18 protein-coding genes are annotated in these 24,521 nt (G+C 44.6%); 2 read left to right on the top strand and 16 right to left on the bottom strand.

The genetic code is table 11. The features are described from left to right. Positions 1 to 110: 110 nt before the first annotated feature. The 5 genes from yajC to ruvA form a co-directional block, all read right to left on the bottom strand. Complete coding sequence (gene yajC / locus FFM75_RS13185) at positions 111 to 542, bottom strand: preprotein translocase subunit YajC (RefSeq protein ID WP_223876686.1); 432 nt, start codon at positions 540 to 542, stop codon at positions 111 to 113. 72 nt (positions 543 to 614) lie between these two features. After that, complete coding sequence (gene tgt, locus FFM75_RS13190; RefSeq protein WP_137629632.1) at positions 615 to 1,757, bottom strand: tRNA guanosine(34) transglycosylase Tgt; 1,143 nt, start codon at positions 1,755 to 1,757, stop codon at positions 615 to 617. Between the two features lie 128 nt (positions 1,758 to 1,885). Continuing rightward, positions 1,886 to 2,920 (bottom strand): tRNA preQ1(34) S-adenosylmethionine ribosyltransferase-isomerase QueA, encoded by a 1,035-nt coding sequence (queA, locus tag FFM75_RS13195; protein ID WP_137629633.1) that lies wholly within the window; start codon positions 2,918 to 2,920, stop codon positions 1,886 to 1,888. 21 nt (positions 2,921 to 2,941) lie between these two features. Then, on the bottom strand, positions 2,942 to 3,952 hold the full coding sequence (ruvB, locus tag FFM75_RS13200) for a Holliday junction branch migration DNA helicase RuvB (protein WP_137629634.1): 1,011 nt from the start codon (positions 3,950 to 3,952) through the stop codon (positions 2,942 to 2,944). Between the two features lie 12 nt (positions 3,953 to 3,964). Beyond that, positions 3,965 to 4,573 carry a Holliday junction branch migration protein RuvA gene (gene ruvA / locus FFM75_RS13205; protein WP_137629635.1) on the bottom strand — a complete coding sequence of 203 codons (609 nt, stop codon included), beginning with the start codon at positions 4,571 to 4,573 and terminating at the stop codon, positions 3,965 to 3,967. A 175-nt stretch (positions 4,574 to 4,748) separates the two neighbouring features. Between ruvA and FFM75_RS13210 the strand changes: the two genes are divergently transcribed. Then, positions 4,749 to 5,261, top strand: a complete 513-nt coding sequence (locus FFM75_RS13210) for a DUF1015 domain-containing protein (protein WP_137629636.1) — start codon at positions 4,749 to 4,751, stop codon at positions 5,259 to 5,261. A 37-nt stretch (positions 5,262 to 5,298) separates the two neighbouring features. On the opposite strand, the gene FFM75_RS13215 is transcribed toward FFM75_RS13210, so the two are convergent. From FFM75_RS13215 to yfmF, 11 genes are all read right to left on the bottom strand, one after another. Then, positions 5,299 to 8,373 carry a YfhO family protein gene (locus tag FFM75_RS13215; RefSeq protein WP_137629637.1) on the bottom strand — a complete coding sequence of 1,025 codons (3,075 nt, stop codon included), beginning with the start codon at positions 8,371 to 8,373 and terminating at the stop codon, positions 5,299 to 5,301. A 242-nt stretch (positions 8,374 to 8,615) separates the two neighbouring features. Continuing rightward, positions 8,616 to 10,631, bottom strand: a complete 2,016-nt coding sequence (gene mutL / locus FFM75_RS13220) for a DNA mismatch repair endonuclease MutL (RefSeq protein ID WP_137629638.1) — start codon at positions 10,629 to 10,631, stop codon at positions 8,616 to 8,618. A 23-nt stretch (positions 10,632 to 10,654) separates the two neighbouring features. Beyond that, positions 10,655 to 13,312 carry a DNA mismatch repair protein MutS gene (mutS, locus tag FFM75_RS13225; RefSeq protein WP_137629639.1) on the bottom strand — a complete coding sequence of 886 codons (2,658 nt, stop codon included), beginning with the start codon at positions 13,310 to 13,312 and terminating at the stop codon, positions 10,655 to 10,657. A 26-nt stretch (positions 13,313 to 13,338) separates the two neighbouring features. Continuing rightward, positions 13,339 to 14,145: a TIGR00282 family metallophosphoesterase gene (locus FFM75_RS13230; RefSeq protein ID WP_137629640.1), complete on the bottom strand. Its 807-nt coding sequence runs from the start codon at positions 14,143 to 14,145 to the stop codon at positions 13,339 to 13,341. A gap of 129 nt (positions 14,146 to 14,274) precedes the next feature. Further along, on the bottom strand, positions 14,275 to 15,834 hold the full coding sequence (gene rny / locus FFM75_RS13235) for a ribonuclease Y (RefSeq protein WP_137629641.1): 1,560 nt from the start codon (positions 15,832 to 15,834) through the stop codon (positions 14,275 to 14,277). A 315-nt stretch (positions 15,835 to 16,149) separates the two neighbouring features. After that, positions 16,150 to 17,220, bottom strand: coding sequence for a recombinase RecA (gene recA / locus FFM75_RS13240; RefSeq protein WP_137629642.1), 1,071 nt, complete (start codon positions 17,218 to 17,220; stop codon positions 16,150 to 16,152). 91 nt (positions 17,221 to 17,311) lie between these two features. After that, positions 17,312 to 18,574 (bottom strand): competence/damage-inducible protein A, encoded by a 1,263-nt coding sequence (locus tag FFM75_RS13245; RefSeq protein ID WP_137629643.1) that lies wholly within the window; start codon positions 18,572 to 18,574, stop codon positions 17,312 to 17,314. A 114-nt stretch (positions 18,575 to 18,688) separates the two neighbouring features. Then, positions 18,689 to 19,273 (bottom strand): CDP-diacylglycerol--glycerol-3-phosphate 3-phosphatidyltransferase, encoded by a 585-nt coding sequence (gene pgsA, locus FFM75_RS13250; protein ID WP_137629644.1) that lies wholly within the window; start codon positions 19,271 to 19,273, stop codon positions 18,689 to 18,691. Between the two features lie 22 nt (positions 19,274 to 19,295). Further along, complete coding sequence (locus FFM75_RS13255) at positions 19,296 to 20,195, bottom strand: helix-turn-helix domain-containing protein (RefSeq protein WP_137629645.1); 900 nt, start codon at positions 20,193 to 20,195, stop codon at positions 19,296 to 19,298. 104 nt (positions 20,196 to 20,299) lie between these two features. Continuing rightward, a complete protein-coding gene (gene yfmH / locus FFM75_RS13260) occupies positions 20,300 to 21,601 on the bottom strand; it encodes an EF-P 5-aminopentanol modification-associated protein YfmH (RefSeq protein ID WP_137629646.1) in 1,302 nt (433 codons plus the stop codon). After that, positions 21,601 to 22,863, bottom strand: a complete 1,263-nt coding sequence (gene yfmF / locus FFM75_RS13265) for an EF-P 5-aminopentanol modification-associated protein YfmF (RefSeq protein ID WP_137629647.1) — start codon at positions 22,861 to 22,863, stop codon at positions 21,601 to 21,603. Before yfmF ends, yfmH begins: the two co-directional genes overlap by 1 nt. Before the next feature lie 216 nt (positions 22,864 to 23,079). Here yfmF and FFM75_RS13270 point away from each other — a divergent pair, with 216 nt between their 5' ends. Further along, entirely contained in the window at positions 23,080 to 24,432 is a 1,353-nt protein-coding gene (locus FFM75_RS13270; protein WP_137629648.1) for an aspartate kinase, read from the top strand. Positions 24,433 to 24,521: the final 89 nt, after the last annotated feature.

Here is a 24,521-nt window from a genome sequence, read left to right on the forward strand (position 1 = left end):
TTTGTGGTAAACACCATTTTAAAGGAAGCTGATCTTTTTTGTCCGAACAGCGTTCGGATTAATTTTACAATCTACCACATGTCAAGCATGCAAGCTTATGATTGGTTTTATTATTTAGCTTCAGAATCAGCTTCGCTGTCCGCACTAGTTGCAGCACTTTCAGCAGCACTATCGTCAGCTGGGGCTTCACTAGCTGCTTCTTCAGATTCGGCAGCAGCGCCACTAGCTGGAGCGACCGTTTTACCAGCATCAGCTGGCGTCACTTTAGCAATTGCAGATAAGTCGAAGACTAAGAAAATACCATCACAATCAATGGTGATCGTCTTTTCAGCTTCGTTAACTTCGTCGACAACCCCGTGTAAACGGCCGATCGTTGTGACCTTGTCGCCACGTTTCACTTTACTCAACATGCTTTGATGTTGTTGTTGTTGCTTACGTTGTGGCCGAATCATGAAGAAGTATAAGAACGCGAACATCACGACGATGAACACGATTGACATGGTTGAGCCACCAAAGCCTGATGCTCCAAGTAATAAATTCATTTAAAAATCGCTCCTAATCTATGTTTGACTATCTTTAACTTTAACAAATTACACCCAGAATTACTAGTAGGCCTAGAAGTTTTTGGCGTTTTTCTTGTTAAATCCGTACATTTCAAAGAAATGTTCACGGAATTCTAACAAGTTGTCATCCATAATGGCTTGTCGAACTTGTTGCATCAGATGTAACAAGAAGTATAAGTTATGATAACTAGTTAACCGCAAGCCAAAGGTTTCATCTGCTTTGATCAAATGACGGATGTACGCCCGAGTAAAGTTACGACAAGTATAGCAATCACAATTATCATCTAATGGCGTAAAGTCATGGGCATACTTGGCATTTTTGACCACTAACCGACCATGTGATGTCATGCAAGTCCCATTCCGGGCAATCCGCGTTGGTAAGACACAATCAAACATATCGACCCCACGAATAGCCCCGTCAATCAACGCATCGGCAGAACCCACGCCCATCAAGTAGCGCGGCTTGTTTTCTGGCAACAATGGCGTCGTAAAATCGAGGACATGATTCATTTCGGCTTTAGACTCACCAACTGACAAACCGCCAATCGAATAGCCAGGAAAGTCCAAGCTGACTAAGTCTTTGGCACTTTGTTCTCGTAAATCTTTAAAACCAGCACCTTGTACGATACCAAAGAGGCCTTGATAGTCAGGATGTTGATGCGCTTTTAAGCCCCGTTCCGCCCAGCGACTCGTCCGTGCCACCGACTTTTGAACATAATCGTAAGTTTCGAAAAATGGTGGACATTCATCCAAGCTCATCATAATATCTGGTCCCAAATCATTTTCAACTTGAATCGCGACTTCTGGTGATAAGAAGCGTTTGGCACCACTCAGATGGTCTTTAAAGTGCACCCCTTCTTCAGTGATGTCCCGATTTTTAGCCAATGAGAACACTTGAAAGCCCCCGGAATCCGTTAAGATCCCTTTTTTCCAGTTCATAAACTGGTGTAAGCCACCCGCTTCTTTCACGATTTGTTCGCCTGGGCGTAGCCACAAGTGATACGTGTTGGATAAGATCACCCCAGCACCCATCGCATCAAGTTCTTCCGGTGCTAATGATTTCACACTAGCTTGTGTCCCAACGGGCATAAACATTGGGGTCGGAAAAGTGCCGTGGGGCGTAATAAGTTCCCCTAACCGGGCACCAGTATGTTTTTCTTTTTTAATTAAACGGTATTTAATTGCCGGTTCCATATGAATCCTCCGTGTTAGTCTGATTTAGCTTTGAATATGATAGCACGAAACTAGCGCAGTCGCTAGCTAGCACGTATTAATCAAAAAAGACCAGGTCGATAGCGACCCGATCTCAATTTCACAGTTCATTAGTGAATGAACATGGCATCGCCAAAACTAAAGAAACGATACTTTTCGTCAATCGCATGTTGATAAGCGTTCAGAATCATATCACGGCCAGTAAAGGCAGCCACTAACATCACTAAGGTTGATTTTGGTAAATGGAAGTTGGTGATAAACGCATCAACTACTTTCCATTGGTACCCAGGTTTGATGAAAATATCAGTCCAACCAGAATCTGGCTTAATTTCACCATCAAACTTCGTCCCAATCGTTTCAAGCGTTCGAATCGAAGTCGTCCCGGTGGCTATAATCCGACCACCATTGGCCCGAACATCATTTAGCGTCTTGGCCGCAGCTTCGTCTAACCGATAAAATTCACTATGCATTTTATGATCTTCAATATTATCTTCTTCAACGGGGCGAAACGTTCCTAACCCAACATGCAAGGTCAAATAAACCAACTTGACCCCTTTATCTTGAACTTTTTGAAGTAGGTCTTTCGTCCAATGCAAACCGGCCGTTGGTGCCGCAGCCGAGCCATTTTCTTTGGCGTAAACCGTTTGATACCGATCTGGATCATCAAGCTTTTCTTTGATATATGGTGGCAATGGGGTTTCGCCTAAGCTTTCCAAGATTTCCATGAAAATACCATCATAATGAAATTCAATCATTCGAATCCCATCTTCTTTTTCAGCCGTGACGGTTGCGGTCAACTTCCCATCACCAAATGAAATGACCGTCCCGACTTTAGCCCGCTTAGCTGGCTTCATCAAGGTTTCCCATTCGTCACCTTCAGTATTGTGTAATAACAACACTTCGGCATGGCCGCCAGTTTCAGGCTTCACGCCGTATAACCGCGCTGGCATGACCCGTGAATTGTTCATCACAACCGCGTCACCGGGGTTTAATTGGTCAATAATATCGTAGAAATGCTTATCTTGCATTTCACCGGTTTGACGGTCCAATTCAAGTAGCCGTGACGTATCACGTTGCTTAATTGGTGTTTGCGCAATCAATTCATGTGGCAAATCATAATCAAAATCTTCAAGTGTTAAGCTCATTGCTCGTAACCTCTTATCTTTTTAATGTTGTTCTGGATAGGGAAAACCTAAATGTTGGTAACCTTTAATCGTTACCACGCGCCCACGCTGGGTACGTTTTAAATAACCAATTTGTAACAAGTAAGGCTCCACGACTTCGGCAATCGTATCAGTTTCTTCACCAATATTAGCCGCAATCGTTGCTAACCCGACTGGTCCACCATCGTAATACTCTAACATCGTTCGTAGTAATTTATTATCCGTTTCATCAAGACCAGCATCATCGACACGTAAATAGGTCAATGACCGACTGACAATGGCTTCGTCAATCGCCGATTTTTCAGCGACTTCGGCAAAATCACGAATGCGCTTGAATAACCGGTTCGCAATCCGCGGTGTTCCACGCGACCGTCGTGCAATTTCATGCGCACCGGATGGTTTGATACTCGTTTGGAAAATATCAGCTGTTCGCTTCACGATATCTTCCAAATCGCTCACTTCATAATACGCCATGTGTTCGACAATGCCAAAACGATCTCGCAATGGTGCCGATAGCATCCCGGCGCGTGTCGTCGCCCCAATCAGCGTAAATGGCGGTAATGGGAAATGGACTGGATGCGCCGTTGGTCCTTGGCCGACCACGATATCGACATAAAAATCTTCCATCGCCGAATACAGCATTTCTTCAACAATTTTAGGTAGCCGATGAATCTCATCAATAAATAAGATATCACCAGGCTCCAACTCATTCAATAGCGCGACTAAATCACCAGGCTTTTCAATCGCTGGGCCACTCGTGGTCCGAATATGGACTTGCATTTCATTAGCGATTACCATGGCTAACGTGGTCTTCCCTAAACCTGGCGGGCCATATAACAAGACATGGTCCAAAGACTCTTCACGCTTACGCGCCGCTTCAATGTAGACACCCAGTTCATGTTTGACTCGATCTTGACCGATGTATTGAGCGAGAGTCTGCGGACGCAACGATTTTTCTAACGACTCTTCTGCATCATCGACCTTGTCACCGGATAATAATTGATCGTCGTCCATCAAATCCCTCCTCTACTTCGTCAATAACCGTAGGCCTTCACTCAACAATGCGTTGGTATCCGCACCGTTAGCTTGGGCATATGTTTCCAATTTCGTTGTAATCCGTTTGATTTCACGTTGGGCGTAGCCGAGCGCTTCTAAGGCAGCTAATGCGTCTGCTAAAGCCCCGTCAACGGCCGGCGTTTCAACATCTAAGGCTGTTTGCCCACTAACCTCAACGTTTAAATCATTCAATTTACCTTTTAAGTCTAAAACGATCTGTTGCGCGGTCTTCTTACCAACACCAGGGAAACTGGTTAAATAAGTCGCATTTTCTTGATTGATTGCTTGAATCAACCCAGAATGATCATTATTCGCTAAAATGGCTAGTGCCGATTTTGGACCAATTCCTGAAACATTCAATAACTTTTCAAATAATGCCTTTTCATCCGCATCGTAAAATCCAAATAGTGACATACTATTGTCACTAACCGCTTGATGAATATACATCTTAACGGGTTGATTTCCGACTTGATAACGATATGGGTTGGCCGTTAACACTTTGTACCCAATTCCCGCCACTTCGATCACGACAAAGCTAGGGGTCACATCAGTAATTTGGCCTAAGAAATATTCATACACGGGCACAAAACTCCTTCACTAAAACGTATGTTTGCTTGCTAAATTGTACCATAAATCACGGCTAACTTAATACCACTGGTCCTAGAATTTCAATGGAATTTAACCGCCACCTGCAACGCTTGCCGGAATCACGCCAAACATGCTATGCTCATAAGTAAAGGAGGTTGCGACACACATGCAACTCAAACCATTTACCGCACTGTTACCAACAGCTAGCGGCCAACAAAAAATCCAGACCGGTGCCACTGATTGGACAGCTGCAGATACAGCCGTTCAAGCAACACCTGGCTATTACTGGCATGAACTAACCAAAAACGGTATTCATCAATGGCGCTTAATCGCGGCTTGGGAAACGCCAGCCAGTGTCACGACCATGACACCAGCACCAATCAATACCGTCTTATATACCCGCCAACCAGTGATTGAAATGCTCATTGATGATTGGGTCGGCCATTTTCCAAAGGCGTTAGAATTAACTGATGCCGCCGGTGTCATGCATCGACTCTGGCAGATTACTGATGCCGATGTAACCGCCGACATTACTGAAACGATGGCTGACGTGTCGCCGCGTCAAACTTGGTTGACGACCACACCGACCCCCTTAGTGATGTTAGTTGCTGACAGCGATTGGACTAAATTCAAACAACCACTCGCGGTGCCAGAACATTTGATTCAACTTGCAAACTAAAAGACGTTGACAATTGTCAACGCCTTTTTTGTAATACTCATGACAGCGTCCGCGACCGAATCCGTTGCCACCAACGCCAGCCAATATAGGCCATTAGGATGACCATACTAAGACCTGTTAATAGCCAGCCAATTAATAACCCTGGTGTGCGATAAACGAGCTTAATTTGATGCTTACCAGCGATTAACTTCGCGCCCACAAACCCATCATTAACGACCTGTGTTGCCACGTTTTTACCATCCACCTGCAATTGCCACCCAGTTGAATATGGTATCGAAGTTGTTAAGACACTGGCTTGGGCATTATTAGTCGTGCCAGTCACTTGATTGTTGGTTACTTTCAATTGCTGCAACCCCTGTTGTTGCAGTTGCTTGGTTTGCTGATTATAAGCCTGACCAAATCGCACAGCGACCAATTTTGCACGTTTGAATTGCAAGCCTTGAATCCCGCTTGTAAAACTCAGGTCAATCGTTTTGCGTAATCGGTCACTGTAGCCCAAATTAAAGACGGCCGTATGACGTTGTTCATAGTCCGACATATTCGTCGTGCCCAATTGATCAAAATCAACTGAATTATCAACGGTTTGCGCTGTTAGCGTGTAGCCACTTGCACTCAAACTATCTTTTAACCCATTTCGCCATCGATTGAGCTGATCGACCGTCGTATTAGGCCGGGCATTGAAAATGCTATTGTTGCCCCCCACTGACATCATCTGGCTAATCGACGTTCGCTCATATTTGAGCCCCGATAAAGTCAAGTATAGTTCCGTATGCCGATATCGCTCAGGATGCTTAAGCGTCAATTGATACGGTATCGGATTACCTTGCGCATCACTGGTCAAACTAGTCAAACCGGTTTGATTAACTTGATTAGTACGGGTCACAATCGTTTGATTTTGTTGAATCAACCGTTGTACAGCCTTAGTTGGCTTGGTCAAACCAGTTTCTGGCGCAATAGCTTGGCGTTGTTTAGTCGTTAGAGTCGTGGCATTCGCCGCTAAACCAGTCGCACCATTCGAACTCCCCGTAGCATTTTTTAAGCGATAAATCATGACTTTATCTAATGTATCAAGCACTTGCTGATCATCAGCCTTAGCCGAATAGGCCACCGATTCACTGACACCGGTTGGCTGAATCGTTTTAACACCTGCCATCTTGGTCGTCGTCAATGCCCCTTGTAATAAGGCTTGTTCTCGATTCACCGGTGATAGCTTTTGATACGCGGTAGCCGAGAACTGCTGACTTTGCGTATACGCCAGTGGCAAGGCGTTTTTAGACTGCAATAAGACCGTCCCTGTGTGGTTACTCAGCCCATAAACAAACTTATCCGCATACACCTTAGTTGTGCCATTAGCTGACTTAACCGGTGTATAGCCCGCTGGTAAAGCTTGATTTTTCAATTGATCCGCTCGCGCAAAAATATACTTGACCCCGAGTAAGTTACTTAACGTGGTCCGCTCATTTAAGGTCCCTAACGGCGCGTTCATGGCGTACTCTAAGTTACCAACGGACTGACTTAATTGGCCAACTGAACCGCTTTGAACCGAATAGTATGATGTGACCGTATGGGTCCCTAATACCATCGGAATATTATTGCCAGCTGATCGTAGCGTATAGTAGTTCGGCGTTAAATTGGTCCGATAAAACCCCGTTTTAGGCAATCCCTTCTGGGCATCATCCAAATAATGTTTGACCCAAGTTAAAGCCGTTCCCCGGCGAATCTGTTCCGTACTACCAGACGTTGTGTTGATACTCGTCCAGCCAAGTCCATTAGTCAGCAAGTTGAGGGTGACTAACCCCATCAAGATCCCCACAAATTGCCATCGTTTCAGGTGCAATATCCGTTGCAACAACACAAAGATGACTAATGCCAGGATTACCAAGTAGGTGGCAATATCATGTTTTCGAATATTCATGTAAAACCCATTGACGACCCAGATCCACGCAATTAACCCGAGACTAACTGTCGCGAGCCACTTCAGATCATTGACCGTTAATGTCGGCAGTTGATCGACCATAATCATGGTGACGTAGGCAAACACTAACGTGGCCATTAATAGCCAGCGATTAGACGGTGATGAAAAAACGTTAAAAACCGCTGCAAATGCGGGCACTAAAATCCCTAATGCCATCCCTAAAATCACAACGTTCAAATAAAAGTACCGTTTAAAGTGACGTAATGTATAAATCAGGCCTAGGAAACTAATGCCACTCAGGCCCAACGTGACCCAATACTGGACGCCACCGCCATTCGTCAATAATCGGTTCGGTAAATTAACATAATAGTTGATTGGATAAGTCCACAACCCATTAGCAAAATCAAAGCTCGTCCGCGTCGCGTGTAGCATCGCCAGCAAGGTCGGCACTAGAATAACACCTGCCATGCCAACGCCAATGCTAACTGCGGCCACTAACCGACCCAGTAATTGTCTGAATTTTAGCGTTAACCGTTTATCGGCGCGTAAATGCCAATAACGGACGACCGCATACAATAAACTACCTAGAGCCAGTAAATAAGCAAAATAAAAATTACTCATAATGACAATGGCCGTGACTAACGTCAATGGCCACCAAGAACGACCATGTAAAATTCGTTCAATCGTCCAGCAAAGTAATGGGAACCAAATCATTGGTAATAGGAAAAATGGATGATGCATCCCCACATAAAACGTATACGCGGTAAAGGTATACGTCAACGTTCCGATCAACCGGCTAAGCTGGCTAAAGTGAAATTGCCGACTAAACCCGAGAAAGGCTAAACCAACGGTGTAAAGTCGCAAGATAATCAGAAACTGATAGCCAAATTCTAGCTTACTAGTTGGCATGAATGCCACGAGGTAATTAAACGGATCACCAACGACATAATAAGCAAAGGTCGTCAGTTGATCGGCACCTAACCCTAAGTTCCAAGACCAGCTAAACAAGCCTTGCTGGGCCGGATGCTGTAGGATTTTTTGAAACTCAACTAAAATTGGAAAATGTTGTGCAATGCCATCGACTTCCCAGATCAAGGTCCGTCCGGCTAAAAACAAACCACTAAAAGTGATCACGACGATTAAACTAAACATCCCCGTGTATAGCACCCACAATGGTATTTTACGTAATTTAATCAATGGTAAGCCCCTTTTTATGGCGGATCACCGCCACCCCATTTAATGCCGTGCAAAAAGACATGCAATCATTTTAACATGAAACCTATGTTCGCTTAGTCGTGACAACTAAAACTTAACCTAACTTTGCCAATTCGTTACTTAATGTTTACACAAACAAAAAAAGTCTGCTAACAGTTACACACCGTTAACAGACTTTTTACATCACTTTTCTAACAACAGGTTAAGTCGCTTTAACAACTCGCCTAATTATGACTTTGTGATTCGTGACTATCTTGAATCCGTTTAAACATCCGCTCCATATCCGTGTTGGTAAAATGAACCGTCACCGGACGTCCATGTGGGCAGTTGAATGGGTTCTCACACGTCGGTAACTTTTCCAGTAACGCCCGGGCCTGCTGATCATCTAAATGATGGTTCGCCTTAATGGCCCGTTTGCATGACATCATAATTGCCGCCTTCTCACGAAATTGTGCGACCGTCAACTTGTCATCCGCTAGTAGCCAGTCAATCATTTCTTTAATCGTCGCTTCTTCTTGGCCAGCTTTAAACCAAGTCGGGTGCGCATGCACGATAAAACTATTTCCCCCAAAAGGTTCTAGATGTAACCCTAATTGGGCTAACAGTGGCAACTGTTCTTTGATTTTCAACATATCGCTCGTTGGATAATCAAGCACAATTGGCACCAATAAGTTTTGTTGGTCCGCACTCACTTCACCGATAGCTTGGCGGTAATACTCATAATTGATCCGTTCTTGGGCCGCATGTTGGTCCAAAATATACATCCCATCATCAGCCTCAGCCAACAAGTAGGTCCCATGCATTTGGCCTAAATAACGTAAACTTGGAAACCGGTCACTCGCAGCAGGCGTAGTCGTTGCCTGTGTGGCCTCGTCAAACACCGGCGGCGCTGGTTCAACTGGCGCAGCCGTACCAAATGGTAAGGCTGGGGTTTCATGTTGATACTTGGCATCAAAGGTCGCCATACGTTTTGACCGCAGTTGTGCTTGCTGATCGATCATGATCGGCTGCGTTGGCGCCGCACTTGGCTGTTGTGCAGCCATTTTAGGCGTAGGTGCTGCCGAAGCTGCAACGACTGGTGCCGCTTCAGTCGCGGCTGAAGCTTGTGAGACCGCCACTGATAATGGCTGGGTCGATGAAGGCGTCGCGACTGGCTGGTATTGTGATGACGCCGCATTTAAGTCCATCGCCAACTGATCCGTATTTAAGCGTTCCCGCCGATGACTACCCAAGTTTTCTAACGCCGACGGAATCAAGTTCACATTCGCTAACCGATCCGTAATCGTTGTTGTAATTAACTTAGCCAATTCAGGTTCTTGACTTAAACGAACCTCTTGCTTAGTCGGATGAACGTTCACATCAACTAGTAGTGGGTCCATTGTTAACACCAACACTGCAATTGGATAACGGCCCACCATTAGTTTGGACCCGTAGCCTTTAATCACGGCTTTAGTCAGCTGTTGATTTTTGATAATCCGACCATTGATCAAAATCGAGATATACTGCCGACTCGCCCGGGTTAGTTCTGGCAACGCCACATAACCGCTGACTTGATAACTGTCGGTTTCACCTTGCAATGCCACCATTTTACGGGCATTTTGCACCCCATAAATACCAGCGATAACTTGCTGCAGATCACCACGACCAGCTGTTCGTAATAACTCTTTGTGATTATGGACTAAGCGAAATGCCACACCCGGATAGCTCAAAGCCAGCCGATTGACAATATCTAAAATATTCGCTAATTCAGTCTGCTGCGACTTCAAGTATTTTAGCCGCGCCGGTGTATTGTAGAACAGATCTGTCACCGTAATATCGGTTCCCTGCCGCAGTGGTGCTGGCGCCTGTTTGAGGAGTTTACCACCTCGATAATGGATACTTGTGCCAGTTATCCCAGTACTCGTATTCATTAAAACATCGGCCACTGAGGCAATACTGGGCAACGCTTCACCCCGAAACCCTAGTGAATGGACTTTAAACAGATCTGCTCGTGACGTAATCTTACTCGTTGCATGCCGCTTAAATGCAGTCAAGACGTCATCATCCGCGATGCCATCACCATCATCAATCACACGAATCGATTGAATCCCAGCTTCTGCGACCATGACATCGATTTGAGTCGCGTGCGCATCCAAGGCATTTTCAACTAATTCTTTAACGACTGAGGCCGGTCGTTCGACCACTTCACCAGCTGCGATTTGATCCGCTAATACGGATGATAATTCATGGATTTTTGCCATCGCCATCAGCCTTTCTTACAAACTTACTTGCCTAACTTTTGTTGCCACTTATAGAGTTGATTCATGACATCCATTGGCGTCATTGCCATTAAGTTCAACGTCTTCATTTGTTGCAAGACCTTTTCACCCTTAGGATCAGTCACTGTCGGTTCTGCAAACAATGATAATTGTTCTTCTGCCGGTGCCGCTTCACTAACTGGCGTATCATCCGGTGCCTCACTAGTTGGTGCTGGCGCTGCCGCAACCGTCGCTTGTGGTTGTGAGACTTCAGCTGCTTGCATCGTCGTAGTCGTCACGTTGCTGCCTTGTTGTTCCAGATCAGCTAAGATGTGATTGGCCCGTTCCAATAGCGGCGTTGGCATCCCCGCCAATTTAGCCACATGTACCCCATAAGATTTATCCGCTGCACCAGCTTCAACTTTATGCAAGAAAACCAGGTCGCCGTTTTGTTCGGTCGCACCGACATGAACATTATGCAACCCTTTTAATTCTTGATCCAAAGCCGTCAATTCATGATAATGGGTCGAAAATAACGTCTTGGCATGAATATGATTATGCACAAATTCAATAATCGCCTGTGCTAAGGCCATCCCATCATAAGTCGCGGTCCCACGACCGATTTCATCAAATAAAATTAGACTGTTGGCCGTCGCATGCTTAATGGCATTATTGGCTTCTTGCATTTCGACCATAAACGTACTTTGACCCGAAATCAAATCATCAGTCGCCCCAATACGGGTAAAGATTTGATCAAAAATCGGTAATTGGGCCTCTTTTGCCGGGACAAAGCACCCGATTTGCGCCATGATGACCGTTAAGGCTAACTGCCGCATGTACGTACTTTTACCAGACATGTTCGGTCCAGTAATCAGCATGATCGTCTCATCTGGTCCCATGGTGACATCATTAGGCACATAACTTTGATTACCCATCACCTTTTCGACCACCGGATGCCGACCATCGATCAATTTTAAATCATGTGACTTCGTTAACGTTGGGCGGACAAAATGATAATCTTCGCTGACCACCGCAAAACTTTGTAACACATCAATTGCAGCGACCGCTTTTGCTAACGTTTGGAGCCGTTTAATGGCCCCTTTGACCGTTTCACGCACTTTTGTAAATAACGTATATTCCAACTGGGTTGAGTGGCTCTCAGCTTCCAAAATCAAACTTTCATGTTCTTTTAATTCTGGCGTACTGAAGCGTTCCGCATTGGTCAACGTCTGTTTGCGTTCATAACGGTCAGCTGGCAATTGTGCCAAGTTGGCCTTCGTAACTTCGATATAATACCCAAAGACCCGGTTAAATCCAATCTTCAAGTTCTTGATCCCGGTAATCTCTCGTTCTTGCGCTTCTAGCGCAGCAATCCATTTTTTCCCGTTATTCATCGCATCACGATACTTATCTAATTGCGCGTCATAACCATCTTTGATCACACCCCCATCGGTTACTGACAATGGGGCTTCGTCAACGATTGCTTGATCGATTAAATCAGCCACATCTTCTACTGGATCCAAATGGCTGACTTCATCACTAAAGACCGTCGCATCAAGTTCCGACAAAATATAGCGTAACTTTGGAATCTGCCGTAATGAGGTTTTCAACTGAATCAAGTCACGCCCATTGACGCTCCCAAAGGCCACCCGACCAGCTAGGCGTTCCAAATCATAAACTTTGACCAATTCTTCTTGCAAGTTACTGCGTTCAAAATAATGGTCTAATAACGCGGCCACTTTATTTTGCCGCGTTTCAATATCGGCTTTAACGATCAATGGGCGATCGAGCCATTGTTTTAATAAACGGCCACCCATAGCAGTTTTGGTTTCATCCAACAGCCACAACAAAGTGCCTTGTTTTTTACCCGTTCGAATCGAGCGGGTCAATTCTAAGTTATATTTGGAATTATGATCCAACTTCAAAAAATAAGATGGTTCATAAGCCACGGCTTTTTGTAAATGGGCTAAGCTCCGCTTTTGCGTCACATTGATATACATCAATAAGTGTTCAACGACTTGTTTTTCCAATTCAACGGTTAAATCTTGGGTTAAATAGCTCAATTCGGCTTGAGAATCGACACGATTTTGTTCTGAAATCAAGATACCTAACGCCTTGAGTTGATCACGCAAAGCTTGCGGCACACTTTCGTCAACCACAATTTCTTTTGTTTGTAAGCTGGTCACTTCGTTAATTAACGTATCGTTGGTCGTTAACAAACTAGTTTTTAGTTCCCCAGTTGATAAATCAGCGTACGCAAAACCGTATTGTCCATCAGCTTGAACCAAGGCAGTTAAATAGTTATTCGATTTAGCTTGTTCAGCGCCACGTTCTAAGGTTGTCCCGGGGGTCACTAATTGAATGACTTCACGTTTAACCATCCCTTTAGCCAACTTCGGGTCTTCCATTTGTTCACAAATCGCAACTTTATAGCCCTTATCAACTAAGATGTCAATATAGTTTTGTACGGCCCGATGCGGCACCCCACACATTGGAATGGGATTCGTCGCTGAATGATTCCGCGTCGTTAAGGTCAATTCTAGTAATTGGGCCCCTTTGATGGCATCGTCAAAAAACATTTCATAAAAGTCACCTAACCGATAAAACAAAAAGGCGTCTGGATATTGGTCTTTCACCGCAAAGTATTGACGCATCATCGGCGTATCATTTGTTTTTTGTGGCACTTTTTTTCCTACTTTCTATTACGAACTTAATCATCAAAATATGGATGGTCGGGATTAATGAGAATCCGTTGAATCTTCTTCGCATGTCCAGTCTTACCATCAACATCAATCACACAACCAGATAACACGGCTGGACTATCTTCTTGCACATTAAACCGCGTTGGCATTTGTTCTAGGAAACGCTGAATCACGTTTTCACGTGTCATCCCCAAAATGCCATTATAAGGGCCAGTGAAACCAACGTCACTTAAAAAGGCCGTGCCACCTGGTAAGACCCGATTGTCACTCGTTTGAACATGCGTATGGGTCCCAATCACGGCACTCACTTGCCCATCGAGATACCAAGCCATGGCTTCTTTTTCACTGGTCGTTTCCGCATGCAAATCGATAAAAATATTCGGTGTTGTTTGCCGTAATTCTGCCACTAACGGTTGTACTGTGAGAAATGGATTTGCTAAGTTCTGTCCCATAAAGACATTGCCTTGCAAGTTAATGACTGCTAGCTTTTCCGTATTTACATTAACGATCGTATAGCCGACGCCGGGTGTCGTTTCAGTTGGAAAATTCAATGGTCGCACTAACTTCTTGGCACCACCAATAAAATCAAAAATTTCATTATTGTCCCAAGTATGGTTTCCCATTGTGATCACGTCGGCCCCAGCCGTTAAAAAGTCTTTATAGACCGTTTCGTTGATTCCACGACCGCGGGTGGCATTTTCACCATTGACGATCGTTACTTGCGGCTTATAGCGCCGCTTTAATTTTGGCAAATAAGTCGCGACCGCGTCTTGACCGACGTTGCCCATGACATCACCTACAAATAAAATTCGCATATATTGCTCCCTTGTTTGATTGTTATACCCATCATTTTAGCATTAATTAGCCACTAAGCGACTTGGAAACAGTGGTTTTTAACGTAAAAAAATAAGTTTAAGACGCAAGCGTCTCAAACTTATTTTGATTTATTTAGCGTAGTCTACTGCTCGAACTTCCCGAATGACCGTCACTTTGATATGACCAGGATATTCGAGTTCATTTTCAATTTGCTTCTTGATATCGTGTGCCAAGACCGTTGCTTGTAAATCAGAAACGTCCTTAGGCTTAACGATTACTCGAATTTCACGCCCAGCTTGGATAGCATAACTCTTCTTAACCCCATCCTCAGCATTAGCGATTGTTTCAAGCTTTTCAAGTCGATGAATGTAGTTTTCCAACGATTCACTTCGAGCACCCGGCCGGGCCGCTGAAATCGCATCGGCCGTGGCCACTAAGACCGCGATGATGGATTTCGCTTCGACATCGCCATGATGAGAAGCAATCGTATTGATGACTACTGGATTTTCTTTGTACTTCGTTGTTAATTCCACGCCAATTTCAACGTGGGAACCTTCGATCTCGTGATCGACGGCTTTACCAATATCGTGTAATAATCCTGCGCGTTTCGCGACAGTAACATCTTCACCAAGTTCAGCGGCCAAGACACCCGCTAACTTCGCAACTTCAATCGAATGATTCAATACGTTTTGACCATAACTCGTCCGATAGTTCAAACGACCCACGAGCTTGATTAAATCAGGATGCATCCCATGCAACCCTAAATCAAAGACGGTTTGTTCACCGGTCTCGCGAATCTTTTCGTCCATTTCTTTCCGGGCTTTTTCAACCATTTCTTCAATCCGTGCCGGATGAATCCGACCATCTTGAATCAATTTCTCCAACGCAATCTTAGCGATTTCGCGGCGAATCGGATCAAAGCCACTCAAAACGACCGCTTCCGGTGTATCGTCAATAATTAAATCGATACCCGTTAACGTTTCCAAAGTTCGAATATTGCGGCCTTCACGCCCAATAATCCGCCCCTTCATATCGTCATTTGGTAATGAGACCACTGAAACAGTGGTTTCAGAAACCATATCGGCGGCACTTTGTTGAATGGCCTGAACGATTAAGTTTTTAGCTTCTTTCTCAGACTGAGCTTTGACTTCATCCGTATTTTCTTTGATCATCACGGCACGCTCATGCGTTAATTGATCCCGCGTTTGCGTTAAAATCCGTTCCCGCGCTTGGTCTTGTGACAAGGCGGCGACCTTTTCTAATTCAGCTTGTCGTTGCGTGATTAGTGAAGCTGCACTTTGTTGCTGCTGTTCAACCCGCTTTTGCTCATTGGCAATTTTATCTTCCTTTTTGCCTAAAGCATCTTCGCGTTTCTCAAAAGTATTTTCCTTATGGTCCAAAGTTTCTTCGCGTTGTAACAACCGGTCTTCTTGCTTTTGCACTTCATTCCGGCGTTGCTTTAACTCGCTTTCAACCTCAGTCCGGTAACGGTGACTCTCTTCTTTTGCTTCAAGAACTTTTTCTTTCTTCTGAGTCTCCGCTTGCTTCTTGGCTGAAGCAATAATACCTTCGGCAGTGTGCTTAGCTGCATCCAATTCTTTTTCATGGACATTCTTACGAATCATGTAACCCAGCACATAGCCGACAACAATTGCGATGACTGCGAGGATTATACCGAAAACATTCATGTTTCCACCTCCGCATCACCAAAATCCAGTTAACTTAAAATCAACTATCAATTTTCAGATGTTATATTTTGATTACTTACACACTTGTTATTCTAATGTTTGAAACTAATAGTGTCAACTTAAAGTCCTATGTGAAGCGATTGATTCCGGTCACAATTCACGCCCCCATAACGGAATTGAGTCGCAAAAGTGACGCCTTATCATCATCACAACTTAATTGTAACCAAGTAAAAAAGGTCATAATAAGCCATTTATGCGTCATTGTTAGCGTCAAAAAAACGCCTAGCCCAAACGGCTAGACGCACTTAACAAGTCTTATTCTTTATCTTCAGTCGTATCGCCTAAATCTAGTTCGCTAGGATCTGGCGTAGTTTCGGCGGCTTCTTCGTCACCAGTCGCATCCATGCCATAAGCATCTCGAACCTTTTGACGAATTTCAGTCATGACATCAGGATGGTCAGCCAAGTATTTCTTCGCATTTTCACGACCTTGACCAATGCGGTCTTCGCCGTAGGAATACCAAGAACCACTCTTCTTGACGATATCTTTATCAGCGGCCATATCGACGATTTCACCCGTTTGTGAAATCCCATGACCGTACATGATATCGACTTCAGCGCGCTTAAATGGCGGCGCAACCTTGTTCTTGACCACTTTGATCCGAACACGGTTCCCGATAATATCGGTGCCATCTTTAATTTGTTCAGCCCGCCGAACTTCCAAACGAATCGTCGCATAGAATTTCAACGCGCGACCACCTGGTGTCGTTTCAGGGTTACCGAACATGACCCCAACTTTTTCACGAATTTGGTTAATAAATAACGCAATCGTTTTAGTTTTATTTAACGTCCCGGAAAGTTTCCGTAACGCTTGTGACATCAACCGCGCTTGTAAGCCGACGTGGGCATCACCCATTTCGCCTTCAATTTCAGCACGAGGCACTAAGGCCGCCACAGAGTCAACAACTAAGATATCAACGGCACCACTGGAAACCAAGGCATCCGCAATTTCTAACCCTTGTTCACCAGTATCTGGTTGCGAGAGCAATAAGTCGTCAATATTGACCCCTAAGTGCTCTGCATAAACAGGATCTAACGCGTTTTCAGCATCGATATACGCCGCAGTCCCGCCTTGCTTTTGCACCTCAGCCACAGCGTGCAACGCAACCGTCGTTTTACCAGAACTTTCTGGGCCATAGATTTCTACGATTCGGCCGCGGGGGTACCCGCCAACACCGAGGGCATCATCTAAGGCTAATGACCCACTTGAGATTGTTGAGATTGCTGTATTCGCAGCATCCCCCATCCGCATAATGGAGCCTTTACCAAAGTTCTTTTCAATCTTTTTTAAGGCAGCATCTAGTGCTGCTTGCCGTGCATCAGCCAAATTATTTCCTCCTTTGGTTCTCGCTCTTAACTCTTAATATCATAGCTGTTCAGTCGTCGAAATGCAAGCAAAAAGCGAACAAAAGTTCCCATTATTTTTTCAAGGTCTCATCGGCGGCAATTTGACGGCGTAACAAGTCCAGACCAGCCATCACACTACGTTCACGAATGCGTTGACGATCACCGGCAAAGTGATATAACTGCGCTTTAACGGGCTGATCACGGTAGGCTAATCCAATCCAAACAGTGCCAGCAGGTTGTCCTTCTAAAGCATCTGGACCAGCGACCCCAGTGAAGCTCAGCGCGGTATCCGTTTGTAATTGCTGCTGTGCACCCTGGGCCATTGCTTTAGCCGTTGCTGCCGAAACGACCCCGTCAGCGTCAATCGTCGCTTGAGGCACGTTGACTAATTGATGTTTTGCCGCATTAGCATAGGTCACAAATCCGCCAGGGAAAATAGCTGAGACCCCTGGCACACTGCCAATCGTGCTCTGGAACAACCCAGCAGTTAAACTTTCAGCTGCTGTGATACTCAATTTTTGAGCAATCATTTCATCAATGACGACTTTAACTAGCGTGTTATCATCGCCATAACCATACAAGTAATCGCCAACCAAATCACGAATCTTAGCTTCAGTGGTATCTAATAACGCCTTAGCGGCCGTTTGCGTATCCGCTTGAGCACTTAGACGTAACGTCACTTCATTGATCTTAGCGTACGGCGCAATCGTCACAGCTGCTTGGTCATTAATCAAATGCTGTAGTTCAGTGACTAGTTTTGACTCACCAATCCCAAAGAACCGCAATACCCGCGAATAAATTTGCGCTTGCTCACCGTAAGCGGCCTGTAACTTCGGCTTGGCTTCGGTATCAAACATCATCGTCATTTCACGCGGTGGTCCTGGTAATAATAAGAAGTCAGCTGAATCAGGTGATTGATAAAAGGCCCCGACAGCTAACCCATTATGATTGGTTAATGGAGTTGCCCCAGCCGGATAAAGGGCTTGAAGCCGATTGTTTTCAGTCATCACTTGTTGGGTTTGGTTAAACCGGTCAGTGATGACTTGCATCGCCGCCACATCTTCCACTAATGGGACATTCAAATACTTGGCGAGCGTTTGTTTTGTTAGGTCATCCTTGGTTGGACCAAGCCCCCCCGACAAAATAACTAAATCATTTCGTTGCGCTGCAACTTCAATAACTGCCGCTAAACGGGCGGGATTATCGCCGACGACGGTTTGATAATAGCTATCGATTCCTAGTTCAGCTAGGCCCTGCGCAATATGGGTACTGTTTGTATTGGTAATTTGGCCGAGTAAAATCTCGGTGCCAACCGCAATAATTTCTGCTTGCATAACTGTGTACCAGCCTCCTTGTAACGTTTTGATGCGTTACATTTAGTATATACGAAATTGATTTATGACCGCACGAAAAAAGTTCTGCTCGCAAGCAGAACTTTCAATAATCGTTTATTTAAAGCCATCTGAGAAAACATCGCGATTTTGAACGAAGTAATCGATCCCCGAGTAAATCACGAAGAACAAACAGATGTATAACATGATGCTAGCAAATGGCACATTGATTGCGGCAAACAACACATTGTTTAATAACAAGAAGATAATGGCAATCATTTGCGTGGTCGTCTTAATCTTCCCAGGCATCGCTGCTGCCATAACCTGACCATTGTTTTCAACAATCAATAGTCGTAAGCCAGTCACTGCTAATTCACGACACATAATAATGGCAACGACCCAATCAGGAGCGGCATTCAACCGCACCAAAATGATAAAAGCCGTCATCACTAACATTTTATCAGCCAACGGATCAGCAAATTTACCGAAGTTGGTAACTAAATGTTGCCGGCGCGCAATCTTACCATCCGCTAAATCGGTCAATGATGCCACCGCAAAGATGATCGTTGCAATCACTTGAGTGACCGGAATCGTCGTTCCAGCCCACACCACTTGACCCCAGCTTAATGGTAAAACCATGATCAATAGGAAAACCGGAATCAAGATAATCCGGAAGACCGTTAATTTATTGGGTAAATTCAAGGCTCAAACTCCTTTACAACGCTTATTTAATGGTTAACGTAATCGTCCGCACTTGCGTCGAACTATTGTTAGGATTGAAGTTGAACTTCTTACCATTAATCGTTGCAGAAGTTGCGACCGCATTCCCAAATTGGAATTTAACCGTTGTCGCACTGCTTGGTAATGTCACTGTATGTGACCCGCCAGCCGTCAACGTCCCTTGCCAAGTCGTTGAACCGTTAGTCGTCACTGAAGTCCAGGCCGCCTTAGTGGCTTTTAAGACCACTTTGTTCTTCTTCGCCCCATTCGTCAACCTGTAGGCGGTATCGCTACTACCCGTTGCTTTAATGGTTTGCTTGCTACTGCTACTCTTCTTAGCTGCAGCCTTTTTAGAACTGGCCTTAGCAGCACTGCTGCTAGCAGCTTTCTTAGAACTGGCTTTGCTGCTAGCTTTAGAACTCGACACTTGTGTCGATGAACTGCTAGTGCTAGTAGCTGTACTAGAACTTGTATGTGTCCGAACCGCCATGAACCAAATAAACAACAAAATCAAGACAACGATTGCTGTGATGATGATGGTTGGTAAATAGTTCCGAACACGATTAGTTGGACTACTTGGTTGTTCACGTGAAGAAGTCCGTGTTGGTTGAACTTCATCAACATTTTGAACATTGACTTCTGCGTGCGAAGTTGGCAATTCGTCACTATATTCTTTGAGTAACGCATTCCCATCTAAGTCGACCGTATCAGCGTATTGCTTAATAAACGCACGGACATAAAAATCCCCTGGCAACTTATCAAACTGTTCGTCTTCAATGGCAATCAAATACCGCTTTTGAATCTTGGTGATTTGTTGCAAATCATCAATCGTTAATCCTTTGGCGGTTCGAGCGGCTTTTAAGCGCGCCCCAATGCTGCTTTTTGCTTCATTTTCTTCACTCATTTGACTTTTTCTCCACCCTAAGTCTATTTTCAAAAATCTTTCGCTTCATAGTATATCACAGCCGAACTAGTGTCGAAACCAATCACACAAAATTTCAACTTTCCTTAACCCTTGGTTGCCGGCTGAATCTGATACTCGCTAATCGCTTGTGATGTCAACAGTTGGCGGGCAATGGCTTGAATATCAGCCAAAGTTAAACTGGCAATCGTCGCTGGTTCATCAAACAAGGTTGTGTGACCGAACAAACGCTGATCATATCGATTGGCGATCGATTCCAGTGAATTGGCCATAAAGACGACCCGGCCAATCATTTCTTTTTTGACCATTGCTAAGAGGTCTTCTTGGCCATCAACCGCACTAGACCAATTTTCAAGACCAGCAATAATCGCGGCATCAAACTGTGCCGGTTGATCGGTTTCCCCACTAAACGTCAAAAAGTTAAAATCGTTTTGTAATTCAAAATCATAACCAAAAGTATCATCGATGACCCCTTGATCATAAAGTTTCAAATAGTTTTGAGAGGTATCACCAAATAACAGCTCTAATAAGATGTTGACCCCCGCCCGATATTTCAACGCGGGTAACCCGGCTTCAATCGGTGCCAAACCTTTGACCCCAACAACCGTCTTCGCACGATTAACTGGCATGTCAATCATCCGATAAGGAATGATGTCATGCCCATCGATTGCGGTTGCGGGTAACTTGCGTTCAATCGGTTGAAACGCGTCAAAGTGTTTTTTAGCTTGGTTGGTGTTGATCCAGTCCAAGACTTCATCTGGGTTCAACTTTCCAACGATGAACAGGGTCATATTTTCAGGATGATAAAAAGTCCGATAAGCCGCGTATAAGTCATCCGCCGTAATCTTGGCAATTGAATCCGTCGTCCCGGCAATATCATATTGTAACGGATGGTTCGGGTACAGATTGCCGATCATCCCAAAATATAACCGCCAACTTGGATCATCGTTATACATTTCGATTTCTTGACCAATAATCCCTTTTTCTTTTTCGACTGTTTTAGCCGTAAAATATGGGTCTTGGACGAAATCAAGTAACGTTTCCAAGTTTTCACGCAAGTTACGGGTTGCTGAAAACAAATAACTCGTGCGCGTAAAACTAGTAAACGCATTCGCACTAGCGCCATACTTACCAAAGGTTTGAAACGCATCATGATCTGCTTTTTCAAACATCTTATGTTCTAAAAAGTGGGCAATCCCATCTGGATAACGATGTAGCTCACTGCCACCAGCTGGGACAAACGTATTATCGATCGACCCATAGTTCGTCGTAAAAACCGCATACGTCTTGTGAAAGCCTGCCTTAGGTAACATCGTGACTGTTAAGCCGTTATCGAGCTTGGTCTGATAACTCGTTTCATTAAATTGTTCGTATTCCTTCACTTGCATTAGGCCACGCCCCCATTCAAAAAGAACCCATTATTGAGCGTTACCAACTGGGCAACCGCTTGAATTTGCTCACGCGTCACCGCTTGAATTTGTTGTAACCAAACCTCATCACTTACTTCACGGTGCGTTAAGTCATCGATAAGCGCTTGAATAGCAAATGTTCGTTGGCTATCTAAACTAGATTCAAAGTCATTGATTAGTCCTAACTTAACTTGATCGACTAAATCATCGGTAAAGTCACCGTTTTTAATCGCCGTTAATTGGTCATCAATAATTTGTAACACTTGGTCATGATTCTTGCCATCGATACCGGCTTGAACCTTCATGACACCGCGGAACGTATCCAGTGAGCTGCTAGCATAATAAGCCAAACTTGCCTTTTCACGGACATTCATAAATAGTTTAGACAATGGTGAACCACCAAAGAGTTCATTAAAAACTAAGGCCGCATAATAGTGCTCATCACGATAAAAGACAGGCAAGTCATAGCCTAAGTTCAACTTAGCTTGACTTAGCGCTTGGTGTTCTTGCACTTCCACGTAGTGACCAAGGTTTTTGTGTTGATAAAACGGTGCTAACTGATCGGTTGGGCGATCCGTAAACCCAACTGACCGCCACCGCGTCGTGACATCGGCAACATCCACATCACCGACCACAATAATGTCGATTTGGTCACGCGCTAAAATCCGTTGATAATAAGCGTATAAATCCGTCGCATTTAAATCAGCTAGATCCTCAGTGACCCCATAACTCGGAATTTGTTGCGCTGGTTGATCAGCAAATAAGGCTTCATTTAGTTTCTGTGCCGCATAATATTGCTTATCATCCGCGACTGAATCAATGGAAGCTTTTAGATTGATCACCTGCCGGTCAAAAGTCGCTTGGTCAAATTGACCATCATGAACTAAAGGCCGATAAATAATATTTTGTAAAAACTGAATCGCACTAGCCGTTAATGGCTGGTCCGTTTCTAGGTAGCGTTCATTTGGTACGGTAATCGCTAACTGTAAACTGTGCGTTGGTCCCTTGCGACTAACGCCCGCACCAAATGCGGCGCCATACATGGCTGCCAATGCATGCGCCAAGGCCCGTTGGTCGGGATAATCCGCCGAACTGGTCTCAAGTAAATTGGTGATTAACGCGCGCTTCGTGATTTCATCACGTTGAATCGGCGCCCGAAAATTCACAATAATCTGGTTGGTTTTAAATTGATGACTGGTCACCGTCGTCAATTGAACCCCTTTTGCTAACTGAACTTGCAAACTAAGTTCCTCCTTGATTGTATGTATAAATAATAAGCGAAAGGCAATGTTGACGCAACTTTACGAGTCGCAATTCCCCTTAAATCATTTACTGGGTTAGTCGCCAACGGTTTAATTCAATGAAAATGAGAAGTCTATGAGGTCAGATTAACATTGCAAACTCGCGGTTTGTCTGCTATTCTTTTCATTATTGATAAAATTGAGGAGCGATTTAATGTGAAAGTAATTAAATTTGGTGGCAGTTCGCTTGCCAGTAGTACCCAACTGCAAAAAGTCCTTTCGATCGTCCAAGCTGACGACCAGCGGAAATATGTGATTGTTTCCGCACCTGGTAAACGGTTTGCTGGCGACACCAAAGTCACCGATTTATTAATCCAGTACGCTCGCCAAACCATCCATCATCAGGATACTGCGGCGGTCGTGGAGACCATCATTGACCGCTACGCTGAGATTGGTCGCGGATTTGATGTTCCAGAAGACCAATTAACACCGATTTTTGATATTATTCGGCACTTGCCTAACCAAGCTTATGCCGATAATACCTATTTAATGGCTGCCTTCAAAGCGCATGGTGAACGCTTAAATGCCAAACTAGTCGCCGCAGTCTTTGCCCAAGCCGGGTTAAATGCCCGCTATTTAGATCCTAAAGATGCTGGGATGGTCGTGACTGATGTGCCTGATGATGCCCAAATCATCGAGAGCAGCTATGACCAAATTGCCAAATGGGCCAACAGTGACCAAATCTTAGTGATTCCTGGATTCTTCGCTTACAATCGTAATGGTCAAATCTGTACGTTCTCTCGTGGTGGGTCCGACATTACCGGGGCGATCATCGCCCGCGGTGTCAATGCTGACCGCTACGAAAACTTTACCGATGTTGATGCGATTTATGCGGTCAATCCCGCCTTAGTTGCCCAACCAGCAGCCATCGGTGAGATGACGTTCCGCGAAATGCGTGAATTATCCTACGCCGGTTTCTCTGTCTTTCACGATGAAGCTTTGATTCCAGCGATTCAAGGTAATATCACCGTTAATGTCAAAAACACCAATCATCCCGAAGCACCGGGGACTTTAATCAAGTCGACGCGTGAAGCCAGTACCAAATATCCCGTCACTGGGATTGCCAGTTCATCTAGTTTCTGCTCATTATACTTGCGGAAATACTTATTGAACAAGGAAGTTGGCTTTGGTCGTAAAATCTTAACAATCTTGGAAGACCATCATGTTAGCTATGAACACATGCCTTCTGGGATCGATGATTTAACCATTATTTTTGATGAACATCAGCTCACACCGGAGCTTGAAAAAGAATTGACCGCTGAAATCTCTGAAGCGGTTCATCCGGATGAAATCTACTTCACCCATGACTATTCGATCTTAATGGTCGTTGGGGAAAGCATGCGCAATCGCGTGGGAATTATGTCCCGCGCAGCTACCGCACTAGCTGACAGCAATATCAAATTAATTATGGTCAACCAAGGGGCTTCAGAAATTTCAATTATGTTCGGTGTTCACGACCGTGATGCTGATCAAGCCGTTGTGGCCTTATATAACGAATTCTTCAACTAAATTAAAACGATGATTTAACGGCTCTTTGTCAACGGGTGTTGATGGAGGGTTTATGTGGAACTTCGTTCACTTGCGAACGGGGTTCCTTT

It is taken from the genome of Lactiplantibacillus daowaiensis (genome assembly GCF_005405085.1).
Lineage (GTDB): Bacteria > Bacillota > Bacilli > Lactobacillales > Lactobacillaceae > Lactiplantibacillus > Lactiplantibacillus daowaiensis.